The organism is Streptomyces sp. NPDC017890, from assembly GCF_044328675.1.
Lineage (GTDB): Bacteria > Actinomycetota > Actinomycetes > Streptomycetales > Streptomycetaceae > Streptomyces.
The window spans coordinates 205285-219126 of record NZ_JBIRHU010000009.1; the positions used below are offsets into that span (position 1 = coordinate 205285).

Annotated in this window: 15 protein-coding genes and 1 tRNA gene; 6 read left to right on the forward strand and 10 right to left on the reverse strand. The window is 70.7% G+C overall.

Features of this window, described 5'->3' with window-relative positions; genetic code table 11:
• Positions 1 to 14: 14 nt before the first annotated feature.
• Positions 15 to 800 carry an MBL fold metallo-hydrolase gene (locus ACH4F2_RS14440; RefSeq protein ID WP_398133028.1) on the forward strand — a complete coding sequence of 262 codons (786 nt, stop codon included), beginning with the start codon at positions 15 to 17 and terminating at the stop codon, positions 798 to 800.
• Between the two features lie 13 nt (positions 801 to 813).
• Here ACH4F2_RS14440 and ACH4F2_RS14445 read toward each other — a convergent pair whose 3' ends face one another.
• The 7 genes from ACH4F2_RS14445 to ACH4F2_RS14475 all read right to left on the reverse strand — a co-directional run bounded on the left by ACH4F2_RS14445 (position 814) and on the right by ACH4F2_RS14475 (position 5418).
• Positions 814 to 1203, reverse strand: a complete 390-nt coding sequence (locus ACH4F2_RS14445) for a toxin-antitoxin system, toxin component, PIN family protein (protein ID WP_398133029.1) — start codon at positions 1201 to 1203, stop codon at positions 814 to 816.
• Positions 1193 to 1849, reverse strand: a complete 657-nt coding sequence (locus tag ACH4F2_RS14450) for a DUF433 domain-containing protein (RefSeq protein WP_398133030.1) — start codon at positions 1847 to 1849, stop codon at positions 1193 to 1195. The genes ACH4F2_RS14445 and ACH4F2_RS14450 overlap by 11 nt, the downstream gene beginning before the upstream one ends.
• Before the next feature lie 94 nt (positions 1850 to 1943).
• Entirely contained in the window at positions 1944 to 2840 is an 897-nt protein-coding gene (locus ACH4F2_RS14455) for a hypothetical protein (protein WP_398133031.1), read from the reverse strand.
• Positions 2841 to 3164: 324 nt separating this feature from the next.
• Entirely contained in the window at positions 3165 to 3404 is a 240-nt protein-coding gene (locus tag ACH4F2_RS14460) for a DUF397 domain-containing protein (RefSeq protein ID WP_398133095.1), read from the reverse strand.
• A 107-nt stretch (positions 3405 to 3511) separates the two neighbouring features.
• A tRNA-Pro gene (locus ACH4F2_RS14465) sits at positions 3512 to 3585 on the reverse strand.
• A gap of 67 nt (positions 3586 to 3652) precedes the next feature.
• Entirely contained in the window at positions 3653 to 4405 is a 753-nt protein-coding gene (locus ACH4F2_RS14470; RefSeq protein ID WP_398133032.1) for a Pr6Pr family membrane protein, read from the reverse strand.
• 83 nt (positions 4406 to 4488) lie between these two features.
• Positions 4489 to 5418: a metallophosphoesterase gene (locus ACH4F2_RS14475; protein WP_398133033.1), complete on the reverse strand. Its 930-nt coding sequence runs from the start codon at positions 5416 to 5418 to the stop codon at positions 4489 to 4491.
• Between the two features lie 110 nt (positions 5419 to 5528).
• Between ACH4F2_RS14475 and ACH4F2_RS14480 the strand changes: the two genes are divergently transcribed.
• On the forward strand, positions 5529 to 5993 hold the full coding sequence (locus tag ACH4F2_RS14480; protein ID WP_398133034.1) for a GatB/YqeY domain-containing protein: 465 nt from the start codon (positions 5529 to 5531) through the stop codon (positions 5991 to 5993).
• Between the two features lie 181 nt (positions 5994 to 6174).
• Here the strand turns inward: ACH4F2_RS14480 and ACH4F2_RS14485 are convergent, their stop codons facing one another.
• The gene (locus ACH4F2_RS14485; RefSeq protein ID WP_398133035.1) at positions 6175 to 8463 is read right to left on the reverse strand and encodes a transglycosylase domain-containing protein; all 2289 of its coding nucleotides are present in this window, start codon (positions 8461 to 8463) and stop codon (positions 6175 to 6177) included.
• A gap of 459 nt (positions 8464 to 8922) precedes the next feature.
• Here ACH4F2_RS14485 and wblA point away from each other — a divergent pair, with 459 nt between their 5' ends.
• Positions 8923 to 9264: a transcriptional regulator WblA gene (gene wblA / locus ACH4F2_RS14490; protein WP_345593790.1), complete on the forward strand. Its 342-nt coding sequence runs from the start codon at positions 8923 to 8925 to the stop codon at positions 9262 to 9264.
• A gap of 104 nt (positions 9265 to 9368) precedes the next feature.
• On the opposite strand, the gene ACH4F2_RS14495 is transcribed toward wblA, so the two are convergent.
• Complete coding sequence (locus tag ACH4F2_RS14495; protein ID WP_398133036.1) at positions 9369 to 10790, reverse strand: ArsA family ATPase; 1422 nt, start codon at positions 10788 to 10790, stop codon at positions 9369 to 9371.
• Positions 10787 to 11764: an ArsA family ATPase gene (locus tag ACH4F2_RS14500; RefSeq protein WP_398133037.1), complete on the reverse strand. Its 978-nt coding sequence runs from the start codon at positions 11762 to 11764 to the stop codon at positions 10787 to 10789. Before ACH4F2_RS14500 ends, ACH4F2_RS14495 begins: the two co-directional genes overlap by 4 nt.
• Positions 11765 to 11870: 106 nt before the next feature.
• Between ACH4F2_RS14500 and ACH4F2_RS14505 the strand changes: the two genes are divergently transcribed.
• From ACH4F2_RS14505 to ACH4F2_RS14515, 3 genes are all read left to right on the forward strand, one after another.
• A complete protein-coding gene (locus ACH4F2_RS14505; protein ID WP_398133038.1) occupies positions 11871 to 12032 on the forward strand; it encodes a DUF4177 domain-containing protein in 162 nt (53 codons plus the stop codon).
• Positions 12029 to 12496, forward strand: coding sequence for a RidA family protein (locus tag ACH4F2_RS14510; protein WP_398133039.1), 468 nt, complete (start codon positions 12029 to 12031; stop codon positions 12494 to 12496). The genes ACH4F2_RS14505 and ACH4F2_RS14510 overlap by 4 nt, the downstream gene beginning before the upstream one ends.
• Positions 12497 to 12825: 329 nt before the next feature.
• Entirely contained in the window at positions 12826 to 13794 is a 969-nt protein-coding gene (locus ACH4F2_RS14515) for an alpha/beta fold hydrolase (protein WP_398133096.1), read from the forward strand.
• Positions 13795 to 13842 lie beyond the last annotated feature (48 nt).

Consider the following 13842-nt stretch of genomic DNA (forward strand, 5'->3'; position numbering starts at 1 on the left):
TAGACTCCGCGCCCATGACGGACGATCTCCGATTCACGGTCCTCGGCAGCGCGAGCCCCTACCCCCAGGCAGGGAACCCGTGCTCGGGATACCTGGTCGAGGGCGGCGGCACCCGGTTGTGGCTGGACGCCGGCAGCGGCACGCTCGGCGCACTGCGCGCACACATACGCCTGGACCAGCTCGACGGCATCTGGATCTCGCACCTGCACGCGGACCACTGCGCCGACCTGCTGACCGCGTACTACGGCCTCCTCTACGCGGACATCGAACTCCGCGCGCCCGTCCCCCTCTTCGGCCCGCCGGGAATCGCGGACCGGCTCGCCGGCTTCCTCACCAACGGGCCCCGGCGGAGCCCGGTCGAGGACGCCTTCCACATCGTCGAGCTGCGCGACCACCACCGCGCCCTGGTCGGCGGACTCGCACTGACCAGCCGTGCGGTGACGCACGGGATGCCCGCGTTCGGGGTCCGGATCGAGACCGACGCCGGAGCCGCCCTCGCCTACTCCGGGGACACCGCCCCCTGCGAGGCGCTCACCGCGCTCGCCGACGACTGCACGGTGCTGCTGTGCGAGGCGGACTACGCACGCGCGCCGCAGGCCGGCGCCGAGGCCGTGCACCACACCCCGGAGCAGGCGGGCGAGAGCGCGGCCACGGCCGGTGCGCGGCGCCTGGTCGTCACCCACCTCGGGCCGTCCCTGGAACCGGCGGAGGCCGTGACCCGGGCGGGTACGCGCTACGACGGCCCGGTGGAGTACGCCGCGCCCGGCCGCGCCTTCGGGGTGCCCGCGAGGACCCGCTGACGAGCGCCGCCGGTCAGGGCGGCCAGGTGCGCTCGATACGCTCGCGCCGTACGGCGTAGGCCGCCGGACCGCCCCTGACCACGGCCCGATGGATCGCCTCCCGGTGAGCGTCGAGCCGTTCCACCATCTCGGCACTGCGCAGTTGCTGGTTGTCGAGATAGAAGAGCACCGCTTCCCGCTCGAGCACAGGCCGGATCTCCAGGTCCCGGCTCTTGATCCGGCCGTCCTTCGAGAGCGGCACCCACGACTGGTCGAGACCGTGCGCGATCCACTCCTCGTCGGCGATGTCCTGTCCGTCGTCGGCGAAGACGTCCCCGATGCGGTGTACGGTCCAGCCGCACGCCCTCAGCCCTTCTGCGACACGACGTCCGAGACTGCGGTCGAGGAAGAACTCAGGCGGCAAGGCGCACCACTGCCCGGCACAGTTCGTCGACCTGCTCCGGAGTCATGTCGAAGTCGTACGCGATGTCCTCGACGCTCTCCCCGGCCTCCCAGAGGTCGGTGATGGCCTTGACCGCGACACGGTTGGCGGCCACGACGGGCCTCCCGCGCCCGAACCTCGGGTCGATCACGACGGGTACGGAGTCCGGGTACTGCCTGAGCCGCAAGCTGGACGGGAAGTCGTCGTCGGGTTCCCAGTTCAGGTAGCGGAGGTAGTCGGAGACCACCTCGTGGATGGGTGCCTGACTGTCGCGGGCCCTGCGGAGATCACCGAGGCCGTGCTCGACGAAGATGTCCACGCCGTCCGTCGCGATCCGTTTCGACACGAGGCCGTACGGGGTGGCGAAGGCATCCCGTACGGCGGCGGCGGCTTCCCTGATCTCGCTCATCCGGAGCCCCAGGGAGCGCAGGGAACGGAGAACGTGCGCCTCGGCCACCGCGATGAACGGCACAGAGGGCTGCCCCTTGCGCGGTGGCTCGACCTGGTGGACCAGTGGCGCCCCGGCAGCCCTGCCCTTCAGCCACGAATGGAGCGTCGACTGCGGAATCTCCAGGTAGGAGGCTGTTTCCGTGGGAGTCAGAAGTCCGTCCTCGAACCTGTCGGCCATGCCCCACCTCCTCCTGCCGCGCCCGATACCGGGTCTCGCATCGTCGCACATCAAGACTGCCATCCTGGGCCGGACGGCACACCCGCCCACCGGCTCAGCCGGCCGCACACAGTCGCTCCCCCACGAGGTGGTCCCGGCAGCTCCGGCAGTGTCCCGGTTCGTGGGCGCGGAAGGCACGCTCGCAGCCGTCGCAGGTCTGGAACGGCAGCACGGCCGGGCGCTCGACGGCCGGAGGGAGAGGCGCCGGGGGTGGCACGGGCAGAGGCGTTTCCCGCAGACGGAACGCGAGGAAGCTCGCCGGGCGGGCTCGGAAGCGGTCGGGAAGCCGTACGGTCAGCAGCTCGGTGATCTCGTGCGCGCCCACTCCGGCAGCCAGCCACTCGGCCACGGCCGGCGCCAAGCGGGCGGCCTCCCGTGCGGACAGGACGAGACGGGGGTCGACCCGGCGCAGGGCGGTCAGCACGGCAACCGCCTTCGGGTCGCAGTCGGCGAGCGCGGACACCGGGCTCTCGGTCTCCTCGGCACCGGGAGCGGGCGCCACCTCACGCAGAGGAGAAGCGGTCTCTCGTACGACGGGCCGTTCCCGAGGCCGGGACGGCGTCGGCGGGCCGTCCGGACTGTTCGGACCGTCCGGACCGTCGCCACCGGGGACGTCGTAGAAGTACGTGCGGGTGCGGATCTGCCCGGAGGCTAGCCGCTCCCGGCGACGCTCCAGATAACCGGCGGGTTCCAGCTCCCGAAGGGCGCGCGAGATGAGAATCTCGCCCTCGCTGAAGTGCTCGCACAGGGCGGTGATGGTCACAGGGGCGCCGGTGGGCAGCGACAGGATGTACACGGCCACGCCGACCGTGACCGCGCTGCCGCGCCGCTGGGCGAGGGCGTTGGAGATCACCGTGAAGTCGGCCGTCAGCCGGGTGCGTACGTGGATCACGCCGGAGGCCGGTGCTCCGGCGTCGGCGCGCAGGCGCGCGTTAGACTGCGAGTCAGCCATCGGGAAGGTATCGCTTCCTGGTCGGTTAGGCCCTCGTCCGGGACGGTGAATCCGGGGCGGGGGCCGCTCTGTTGCGGGTTGGTGGTGCGCTCTTGCGGCGAACGTAACGGCCCGAATCCCGCACCCGCAAGCCAGTCACTCGCACGGGTGACACGCGCCCTCCGGCGCGGGGAGGGTGGGTGGGCGGGAAGTTCTTTCCCCGGTTCTTTGGGGAGGTCAGTGGCCCACCGGCACCCCGCGGACGAGGCACCGGCGGACCCGGAGAACAGCCGCAGACCGACGCCCCGTCGGCTCAGGGACGGCGGCGACCGCCCTTGACCTCGCTTATGAACGCGGCCCAGGAGCCGTCCCCGAAGGAGACCACGGGCCCCCCGGAACCTTGCTGTCACGAACGGGCACCACGCCCGTGAATCCGTCGGCGACCTCGACGCAGTCGCCGCCCTCCTGATTGCTGTAACCGCTCCTGCGCCAGGCGACGCCGTTCGGATCGACCTCCGGACCGGAGCATCGCGATGCGTTCGCCGTCAGAGTCGATGGTTCCTCCAGCGAGCCAAGGTCTGGTATCCGAAAGTCGAGGTCTCGGCTCCCAGACGGCTCCCAAGAGAGGCCCGTAAACTAATCAGGGGCCCGACCCGCTAAGCGGATCAGGCCCCTGACCTGGTACTTCACTGTCGGGGTGGCGGGATTTGAACCCACGACCTCTTCGTCCCGAACGAAGCGCGCTACCAAGCTGCGCCACACCCCGATCGTCGCTGCTCGTCGCGGCGACGTCGTTTACTTTAGCCCACCGGCGGCCGGAGGTGAAATCCGGTTTATCTGCGGCGGCGGAGCGGGTTCGGGCGGATGTGGTCCAGGGCCACGAGGAGGACACCCAGGGCGTAGAGGGAGAGGCCCAGGAGGAGGGCGTTGCCGAGGACGCCCTTGTAGCCGTGCTGGTCGACGTCGAGGAAGGGGTAGAGGTAGCGGTCCTGGGTGCCGGGGAGGAGGAGCTCGCCGCGGGCCAGGGAGAAGGCCAGGTAGGCCAGGGGGTAGAGGAGCCACGCGGCGGCCTGGCGCAGGTGCAGGCGGCCGGGGGTGGTGAGCAGGAGCCAGTCCAGGGCCGCGGCGACGGGGACGGCCGTGTTCAGGATGTGGGCCGCGATCGTGTGCCAGCCCGTGCCCGTGCCGTCCGGTACGGCGAACGGGCTCGCCGTGTCGGCCAGGAGCAGGTGGTGGACGAGGCCGCCGGCGGCGACGTAGAGCAGTGCCGCACCCGTGAGGGAGCCCGGCAGGGGGTGGCGGGCGGACCAGGCACGACGGGCGGAGGCCAGCATGACCAGGGTCAGCAGGATGCTGCTCTGGATCGTGAAGTGGCTCAGGGGGCTCGTGGCCGGGCCGCCGCCCGTCAGTAGTTCGATGGTCACGCCCGTCAGCGCGAGGAGCGCGGTGAGGGTGCGGAGGGTGGCGGCCAGCGGGCGGCGTACGGGGGTCAGGACGGCCGTCGCCGGGACGGGGGAGGTCAGCAGTCGGGGCATGCCCGGGACTGCGGGGAGGTCCGGGATGTCCCTGGGTATCGGGGCTGTCATGGCTTTACGCTAGACAGATCGGGCATAGCGGGCTCTGCGGGTGGGCCGTGTGGGTTACCCGGCCCACTCGCACAGCTCGTCGGTCAGCGTTCCCGCCCCACCAGCGTCAGCAGCGTCGCCTCCGGCGGGCAGGCGAAACGTACCGGGGTGTAGCGGTTCGTACCGCAGCCGGCCGACACGTGGAGGTAGGCGGTACGGCCGTCGGCCGTGTGCGTCGACAGGCCCTTCACACGCTGCGTGTCCAGGTCGCAGTTGGTGACCAGGGCGCCGTAGAAGGGGATGCACAGCTGGCCGCCGTGCGTGTGGCCGGCGAGGAGCAGGGGGTAGCCGTCCGCCGTGTACGAGTCGAGGACGCGCAGGTACGGCGCGTGGACCACGCCCATCGAGAAGTCCGCGGTGCCGGACGGGCCGCCCGCGACCTCCGTGTACCGGTCCCGTTTGATGTGCGGGTCGTCCAGTCCGGTCAGCTCGACGGAGACACCCTCGACCTTGAGCGTGCCGCGCGTGTTCGTGAGGTTCTGCCAGCCGGCCGCGTCGAAGCCGTCGCGGAGGTCCTCCCACGGGTTGTGGACGACTCCGACGGCGGGCGCGTTGCCGTTCAGGCCGTGGCGGCCCTGGGCCTTTTCGATCAGGTACCGGGCGGGGTTGCGCAGCTTCGGGCCGTAGTAGTCGTTGGAGCCGAAGACGTAGGCGCCCGGGAACTCCATCAGGGGCCCCAGGGCGTCCAGGACCTCGGGGACGCCGTCCGGGTCGGACAGGTTGTCACCGGTGTTGATCACGAAGTCGGGGCGCAGGCCGGCCAGCGAGCGCAGCCAGCGCTGCTTCTTGCGCTGGCCGCCGACCATGTGGATGTCGGAGACCTGCAGCACGCGCAGAGGGCGCATCCCGGACGGCAGGACGGGGACCGTCACCCGTCGGAGGCGGAACGAGCGGGCCTCGAAGCCCGCCGCGTAGACCAGACCGGCGGCGCCAACCGCCGTGATTCCCAGGGGTACTCCGTATCGCGCGCGCATACAGCCATGGTGTCAGAAGCGGTGGGGGAGGCCGACCGCGCGAGCCGCGGGAGCCGGGTGCCCCGAAATCGGCAGGCGCGCTTCCTTCCGCACCTGCGACAATCACCCCCATGACCACGCTCAAGTCGAAGCTGCACGACGACCTCAACGCCGCGATCAAGGATCGCGACGAGCTCCGCTCCTCGACGCTCCGGCTGACGCTCGCCGCGATCACCAAGGAAGAGGTCGCGGGGAAGGAGAAGCGGGAGCTCTCCGACGACGAGGTGCAGAAGGTGATCACCCGCGAGGCGAAGAAGCGCCGCGAGGCCGCCGATGCCTTCGCCCAGGGCGGTCGCCCGGAGCAGGCCGAGCGGGAGAAGGCGGAGGGTGTCGTGCTCGCCGCCTACCTGCCCCAGCAGCTGTCCGACGACGAGCTGAACGCGATCGTCGCGCAGGCTGTCGAGGAGGCGAAGGCGGCCGGCGCCGAGGGACCGCGGGCCATGGGCGCCGTCATGAAGATCGTGAACCCGAAGGTTGCCGGGCAGGCGGAGGGCGGCCGGGTGGCCGCGGCGGTGAAGAAGCTGCTGGCGGGCTGACCCGGGTTTCGGGCTGACCCGGGTTTCGGGCCGGCTGAGGTTCCGGGCCGGCTGAGGTTTCGGCCGGCTCACGTCTCGAGTCGGCTCAGGTCCCGAACGGGAGACGGTCCCTTCCCTCATTTCGAGGGAAGGGACCGTTCGTCGTATTCGTGCCGCTCTGCCGGGTCAGCGGAGCGTCGGGTCAGCGTCGTCCCCCGGGACCGTTGCCCGGGCCCTGGATGAAGCCCTCCGGGATGGTGATGCCTGGGTTCGGCCCGGTGCCTCCGTTGCCGCCCCCACCGTTGTTTCCGTCGCCGATCAGGCCGCCGATGACACCACCGTCACCGTTGCCCTCGTCACCGTTGCCGCCGTCGTCCCGGTCGCCCTCGTCGCCGCCCGGGCCCTTGTCCTTGTCCTTGTCGGGCTTGGGGATGTCGACGATGTTGAAGTTCGGGGCGTCCTTGCCCGACAGGGCGCCGGTCATGGCGTCCTTCCAGATGGGGCCCGGGACCGCGCCACCGAAGACGAGTGCGTGGGTGACGCCGCCGATCGAGATGTTCTTCATCTCGACCTCCTGGGAGGCGCTGCCGACCCAGACGGCACCCGACATGTTCGGCGTGTAGCCGGCGAACCAGGCGTTCTTGCGCTCGTCGGTCGTACCCGTCTTACCGGCGTTGTGCCGGTCGCTGAGGCCGGCCTCCTTACCCGTACCGGAGTCGACCACACCCTGCAGCAGCGTGTTCACGGTGTCCGCGGTCTTCTCGGACATGGCCCGCGAGCACGTCGACTTCGGCACCTCGAGCGACTTCTGCTTGTTGCCGGCCTTCTGCGTGATCGACTCGATGGCGACCGGCGTGCAGTACATGCCGCGCGAGGCGAAGGTCGCGTACGCGTTCGCCATCGTCAGGGGGGACAGACCGACCGAACCGAGGGCGAGGGCGGAGGGGCTCTGCGGCAGCTTCTCGCCGTTGCCCTGCCGGACGTGCAGCTTGTCGGCCATGTTGGCCACCGGGCACAGGCCGATGTCGGAGAGCATCTGCACGAAGTACGTGTTGACCGACAGGGCCATCGCGTCTTCCAGGCGGTACGGGCCGACCTCCGTCTCGTTCTCGTTCTCGACGGTGTAGGCCTTGTCGTTGACCCAGGGCTTCTCGCAGGTCTGGACGGGGCTCGGGTACTCCATCTCGTACGGCGACGAGTACTCCTGCGTCGCCGGTGTGCCCTGCTCCAGTGCCGCGGCCGCGAGGAAGGGCTTGAAGGTCGAGCCCGTGGGGAAGCCGAAGTTGGAGCCGCCGTAGGCCGCGTCGACCGAGTAGTTGATCTCCGTCTCGTTCTTGCCGTAGCCGTACGGCTTCGACTGGCCCATGGCGAGGATCTTGCCGGTGCCCGGTTCGACCAGCGTCGTCGCCGCGGAGACCGAGTCCGACTGGTAGATGTGGTCCTTCAGGGACTCCTGCACCGACTTCTGGGCCTGCGGGTCGAGCGTCGTGCGGATGGTCAGGCCGCCCTGGTTCCAGATCTTGGACCGGTCCTCGCGGGACTTGCCGAAGACCGGATCGCTCAGGAACACCTCGCGTACGTAGTCGCAGAAGAAGCTCGAGTTCTTCACGGCCGTGATGCACCCGTTCTTGGGCCGGCTGACCTTCAGCCCGAGCGGTGCCTTCTGGGCCTTCTCCGCCTCCGCCCGGGAGACGTCGCCGACCTCGGCCATGCGCTGCAGCACGGTGTTGCGCCGCTTGGTGGCCTCCGCCTCGTCGTTGACCGGGTCGTACCGGCTGGGCGACTGGACGATGCCGGCCAGGAGAGCGGCCTCCTGGAGCTCGAGGTCCTTGGCGGACTTCGAGAAGTAGCGCTGGGAGGCCGCCTCGACGCCGTAGGCCTGCTGGCCGAAGAAGGTGATGTTCAGGTAGTTCTCGAGGATCTTCTTCTTGCCCAGCTCCTCCTCGACCTGGATCGCGAGCTTCAGCTCGCGGATCTTGCGGCCGATGGTCTGCTGGGTGGCCTGGGCGACCTTCGTCGGGTCGTCGCCCGCCTCCTCGACGAAGACGTTCTTGACGTACTGCTGCGTGAGCGTGGACGCGCCCTCGGAGACCTCGCCGCTGCGCGCGTTCTTGTTGAGCGCGCGCAGTACGCCCTTCAGGTCGACCGCGCCGTGCTCGTAGAAGCGCGAGTCCTCGATCGCGACGATCGCCTTCTGCATGTACGGCGAGATGTCCTTCAGGTCGACCACCGTGCGGTCGCGCGAGTACACCGTGGCGATGGTGCCGCCGTCGGCGTCGAGGATCGAGGTGCGCTGGCTCAGCGGGGGAGTCTTCAGGTTGGCCGGGAGTGCGTCGAAACTCTCCACCGACCCCTTGGCCGCCAGCCCCAGCGCGCCCACCGCGGGCAACGCGATGCCGGCCAGCACTGCTCCCGCGAGGACACTGACACCGAGGAACTTGGCGGCCTGCTGCGTTGGCGACAGACCACCGCCCGAGCGCTTCTTTGGCATGGAGGCAGCCTACGTTCTCATTCGCCGGACACGCGTATATGCCTTGGCCTAAGCTGCACTCAACTGTCACAGCAGTGAGGCCACGTATCAATACGTCCGGCGACCCCGAATCGTTCCGGATCTGCTCGACTTTTTCCTGAGAGGCCCCGCTGGGGGCGCGTTGGTGTGTACGGGCGCGTGCCAGGGCGCGTGGCGTGCGCGTCCGAATCCGCCTTGTGTGTCATCTGGTGTCCGTTGTGGCGCAGCAGACATGACCCGAATGCCGGGATAATCACGCATGTCGCCAGCTCACTCCCCCGGGTGATCTGCCGCTTACCCATAGTCCGTTCGGGCCATTCAAGATTGGGCCCGACGGGGGTGTTGCGCTGTGCCCGCCTTCCGTAACGTCCTCAACTGGCGGCGGTGAATATGCCGCTGCCGCCGTGGGGGAGCCTCGATTCGGGAGAGGACGGCGCCGGTATGGGCTGGGTAACCGACTGGAGTGCGCAGGCCGCCTGCCGCACTACCGATCCGGACGAACTGTTCGTTCAAGGAGCAGCGCAGAACAGGGCCAAGGCGGTGTGCACCGGATGTCCGGTGCGGACCGAGTGCCTGGCCGACGCGCTCGACAACCGCGTCGAGTTCGGCGTGTGGGGAGGCATGACGGAACGGGAACGCCGCGCACTGCTGCGCCGGCGGCCCACCGTGACCTCCTGGCGCCACCTGCTGGAGACGGCGCGGACGGAGTACGAGCGAGGGGTCGGCATCGTGCCCCTCGACGACGAAGAGATCTACGAGAACTACGTGGCGGCCGTGGGCTGAGCCGGCCGGGGGCTCTTCGGGCGTTTCGGTGCGGGCGGTCCGGTGCGGGCGCCGCGGTGCGGGCGCCCTGATCGGAGTGCTCCGGTCCGGACGCCCTGGCTGGATCAAGCCTGCGTCTCGGGCAGCTCGGGCCGGTCCGTCGCGAGACGGACGCCGATTTCCCGCAGCCCCGCGAGGTCGTGCACGTCGCCCGGCAGTGCGGCCACTTCGGTGACCGCCACCTCGGGATGACGCGCGGTGAAGCGGTCACGCGTGCGCTGCTCGCGGGCGAGCAGATGCATACGGTCCGCGTGCAGCCTCAGCAGGCCCGCGGTGAGCTGGTCGACGGAACGCTCCGGTGCGTCGGGAGCCTCGGGAGAGGGCTCAGGCATGCCATCGGGATCGAGATCGGACTGGGGCCGGGACTCGGGCTGAGGGTCGGGCTCAGGTTCAGATTCGGGATCAGGTTCAGGTTCCGGTTCCGGTTCCGGTTCAGAAGAGTCTGAACTGCCTTGCGTATCGGGAGAGTTACGAACTCGAGCTTTCCCGCCGTCCTGATCCACAATGCGGGAATCCTCAAGATTTTCCGCGGCGGCGAGCGCCCGCTCGGCCGACAACCGGTCGGCGCCGCTGCCGTGGACCCGGTTGAGCACCAGGCCGGCGAGCGGCATGTCCTCGGCCGCCAGCCGCTCCACGAAGTACGCGGCCTCGCGCAGTGCGTCCCGCTCCGGGGCCGCGACCACCAGGAACGCCGTCCCGGGCGCCTGGAGCAGCTTGTACGTCGCGTCCGCGCGCGTGCGGAACCCGCCGAACATCGAGTCCATCGCGGCCACGAAGGTCTGCACGTCCTTCAGGAACTGCCCGCCCAGCACCTTCCCCAGGACGCCCGTCATCATCGACATGCCGACGTTCAGGAACTTCATGCCGGCCCGGCCGCCGACCTTCGCCGGAGCCAGCAGGACGCGGATCAGCTTGCCGTCCAGGAAGGACCCCAGACGCTTGGGGGCGTCCAGGAAGTCCAGCGCCGAGCGGGACGGCGGAGTGTCGACGACGATGAGGTCCCACTCGTCCCTCGCCCGCAGCTGCCCCAGCTTCTCCATCGCCATGTACTCCTGCGTGCCCGCGAAGCCCGCCGAGAGCGACTGGTAGAAGGGGTTGCCCAGGATCGCCGCCGCCCGGTCGGGATCCGCGTGCGCCTCGACGATCTCGTCAAAGGTGCGCTTCATGTCGAGCATCATGGCGTGCAGCTCGCCGCCCGCCGAGTCGTCGACGCCCTTCACCCGGCGCGGGGTGTTGTCGAGCGAGTCGATGCCCATGGACTGGGCCAGCCGCCGGGCCGGGTCGATGGTGAGGACGACCACCTTGCGGCCGCGCTCGGCCGCGCGCAGGCCGAGAGCCGCCGCGGTGGTCGTCTTACCGACCCCGCCCGACCCGCAGCACACCACGATGCGGGTCCCCGGATCCTCCAGCAGCGGGTCGACGTCGAGCACCCGCGTGGGAGTCAGGCGCCGCGCGCCCTCCTGGTGCCGGGCCGGGTCCGGACTCATGCGATCCCCTGCTTCCGCAGCTCGGTGGCCAGTTCGTACAGGCCCGCCAGGTCCATGCCCTCGGCGAGCAGCGGGAGTTCGTGCAGCGGCAGGCCCAGCTCGCCGAGGGCGGCCCGCTGCTCCTGCTCCAGCGCGTACCGCTCGGCGTACTCCTCGGCCTGCGCCAGCAGCGGGTCCACCAACCGCTCGGCGTGCCCGCCCCGCCGCGCCCCGCCGAGCCCCGCCCCCGACAGGGAGCGGGCGAGTGCCGTACGCGGCGTACTCCGTACGGCGTCCAGGCCGGTGGCGTCCAGCACCTCGGGCCGGACCATGTTGACCATGACCCGCCCCACCGGGAGCCGTGCCGCCCGCAGCTCGGCGATGCCGTCAGCGGTCTCCTGGACCGGCATCTCCTCCAGCAGCGTCACCAGGTGCACGGCGGTCTCCCGCGACTTCAGCACCCGCATCACGGCCTGCGCCTGATTGTGTATCGGCCCGACCTTCGCCAGGCCGGCCACCTCGTCGTTGACGTTGAGGAACCGCGTGATGCGGCCGGTCGGCGGGGCGTCCATGACCACGTAGTCGTACGCGAACCGCCCGCTCCTGTCCTTGCGCCGCACCGCCTCGCACGCCTTGCCGGTCAGCAGGACGTCTCTGACACCCGGCGCGACGGTGGTCGCGAAGTCGATCGCGCCGAGCTTCTTCAGGGCCCGCCCGGCGCTGCCCAGTTTGTAGAACATCTGGAGGTAGTCCAGAAGTGCCAGCTCGGGGTCGATGGCGAGGGCGTACACCTCCCCGCCCCCGGGAGCGACCGCGATCTTCCGCTCCTCATAAGGCAGCGCCTCCGTTTCGAAGAGCTGCGCGATGCCCTGGCGACCCTCGACCTCGACGAGAAGCGCGCGCTTCCCCTCGGTGGCCAGGGCCAGCGCGAGGGCCGCGGCCACCGTGGTCTTGCCGGTTCCGCCCTTGCCGCTGACGACCTGGAGCCTGCTCACGTATTCGAGCGTAACCAGTCCGCGCGCCGAGTACGCCCGGGGCTGTGGACAACGCCGTCCCGGTCGGCCCGCCGAGGGGCTCCGGGCAACGGCTAGAGTCGGCCACATGACCAAGTGGGAATACGCAACCGTGCCGCTGCTCGTCCATGCCACGAAGCAGATTCTGGACACCTGGGGCGAGGACGGCTGGGAGCTCGTCCAGGTCGTGCCCGGGCCGAACAAACCCGAGCAACTCGTGGCCTACCTGAAGCGGGAGAAGCAGGCGTGAGCGCCGTCGAGGCGAAGCTGGCCGAGCTCGGCCTGACACTGCCCGAGGTCGTTCCGCCGCTGGCCGCCTACCAGCCGGCCGTGCAGTCCGGCCCGTACGTGTACACCTCCGGCCAGCTGCCGATGATCGACGGCAAGCTCCAGGTCACCGGCAAGGTGGGCGCCGAGGTCACGCCGGACGAGGCCAAGGAACTGGCGCGCACCTGCGCGCTGAACGCCCTGGCCGCCGTGAAGTCCGTCGCCGGTGACCTCGACCGCGTCGCGCGCGTGGTGAAGGTCGTCGGCTTCGTCGCGTCCGCGTCCGACTTCACCGGCCAGCCGGCCGTGATCAACGGCGCCAGCGAACTCCTCGGCGCGGTCCTCGGCGACAAGGGCGTCCACGCCCGCAGCGCGGTCGGCGTGGCGGTACTGCCGCTGGACGCGCCGGTGGAGGTCGAGGTCCAGGTGGAGCTCGTCCAGGCGTAGGACGACGCCGTACGGGTGACACCGGGGCGCGCGGTGACCCCACGGGGGCGTGCGCGTTGCCGGGGTGGCAACAAACCTCGCCGCCCCGGCCGCGCTCCCGCAAGATCGCTTGCGGTGGCCCGTGCGGAGCGGGAACCTGCCAGGTGCCGGCCCGTTCCGGCACGGCACCGGACCGACCACACCTGCCAGGAGGAGCCATGCCGCAGCCACAGACACCCGCGACCGGCCGGCAGCCCGCCGACGTGCCGGAGCCCCAGCCGGGCCACCAGCCTGTCCGCGAGCCGGTCCACGAGCCGGTCGGCGAACCCGTCCGCGAGCCGGTCCACCGCATGGTGCCCGGTCCGGCCGGCCGGATCCACCTGGTGGAGCAGGGCAGCGGGCCGCTGGTCCTGCTCGTCCACGGCTTCCCCGAGTCCTGGTACTCCTGGCGCCGCCAGCTCCCCGCGCTGGCCGCCGCGGGCTTCCGCGCCGTCGCCATCGACGTACGCGGCTACGGGCGCTCCTCGCGGCCCGACGCGGTGGAGGCGTACCGGATGCTCGACCTGGTGGCGGACAACGTCGCCGTGGTGGAGGCCCTGGGTGAGCGCTCCGCCGTGGTCATCGGGCACGACTGGGGCGCGAACATCGCCGCGCACTCCGCGCTGCTGCGGCCCGACGTGTTCCGCGCGGTCGGCCTGCTGAGCGTGCCGTACACCCCGCCGGGCGGCCCGAAACCCAGCGAGGTCTTCGCCGGCATGAGCGACCCCGACGGCCCGTTCGCCGGGCAGGAGTTCTACGTCTCCTACTTCCAGGAGCCCGGCCGGGCCGAGGCCGAGATCGAACCCGACGTGCGCGGCTGGCTCGCCGGCCTCTACGCCACCCTGTCCGCCGACACCATGCCCGCCCCGGAGGCACCCGACCCGCACTTCGTCGCCCCCGGCGGCCGGATGCGCGACCGGTTCCCGGCCGCCGGGCGGCTGCCCTCCTGGCTCACCGAGGAGGAGCTGGACGTCTACGCCGGGGAGTTCGAGCGCACCGGCCTGACCGGCGCCCTCAACCGCTACCGCAACATGGACCGCGACTGGGCCGACCTGGCCGCCCACCACGGCGCCCCCATCACCCAGCCCTCCCTGTTCCTCGGCGGCGACCGGGACGCCTCCACCACCTGGCTGTCCGACGCGATCGAGGCGTATCCGGCCACCCTGCCCGGCCTGACCGCCTCGCACCTCCTCGGCGACTGCGGCCACTGGCTCCAGCAGGAGCGCCCCGAGGAGACGAACCGGCTCCTCACCGAATGGCTGGCCGCGCTGCCCTCCTGACGCACGTCCAGCCCCGGAGACGCTCGAACATCCGCCCGTCACCGGATA

Excerpts from the sequence above, each read along its gene's own strand:
- ACH4F2_RS14440 (WP_398133028.1), top strand. The coding sequence starts at position 15 with ATGACGGACGATCTCCGATTCACGGTCCTCGGCAGCGCGAGCCCCTAC.
- ACH4F2_RS14450 (WP_398133030.1), bottom strand. The coding sequence starts at position 1,849 with ATGGCCGACAGGTTCGAGGACGGACTTCTGACTCCCACGGAAACAGCC.
- ACH4F2_RS14455 (WP_398133031.1), bottom strand. The coding sequence starts at position 2,840 with ATGGCTGACTCGCAGTCTAACGCGCGCCTGCGCGCCGACGCCGGAGCA.
- ACH4F2_RS14470 (WP_398133032.1), bottom strand. The coding sequence starts at position 4,405 with ATGACAGCCCCGATACCCAGGGACATCCCGGACCTCCCCGCAGTCCCG.
- ACH4F2_RS14475 (WP_398133033.1), bottom strand. The coding sequence starts at position 5,418 with ATGCGCGCGCGATACGGAGTACCCCTGGGAATCACGGCGGTTGGCGCC.
- ACH4F2_RS14480 (WP_398133034.1), top strand. The coding sequence starts at position 5,529 with ATGACCACGCTCAAGTCGAAGCTGCACGACGACCTCAACGCCGCGATC.
- ACH4F2_RS14485 (WP_398133035.1), bottom strand. The coding sequence starts at position 8,463 with ATGCCAAAGAAGCGCTCGGGCGGTGGTCTGTCGCCAACGCAGCAGGCC.
- wblA (WP_345593790.1), top strand. The coding sequence starts at position 8,923 with ATGGGCTGGGTAACCGACTGGAGTGCGCAGGCCGCCTGCCGCACTACC.
- ACH4F2_RS14495 (WP_398133036.1), bottom strand. The coding sequence starts at position 10,790 with ATGAGTCCGGACCCGGCCCGGCACCAGGAGGGCGCGCGGCGCCTGACT.
- ACH4F2_RS14505 (WP_398133038.1), top strand. The coding sequence starts at position 11,871 with ATGACCAAGTGGGAATACGCAACCGTGCCGCTGCTCGTCCATGCCACG.
- ACH4F2_RS14515 (WP_398133096.1), top strand. The coding sequence starts at position 12,826 with ATGGTGCCCGGTCCGGCCGGCCGGATCCACCTGGTGGAGCAGGGCAGC.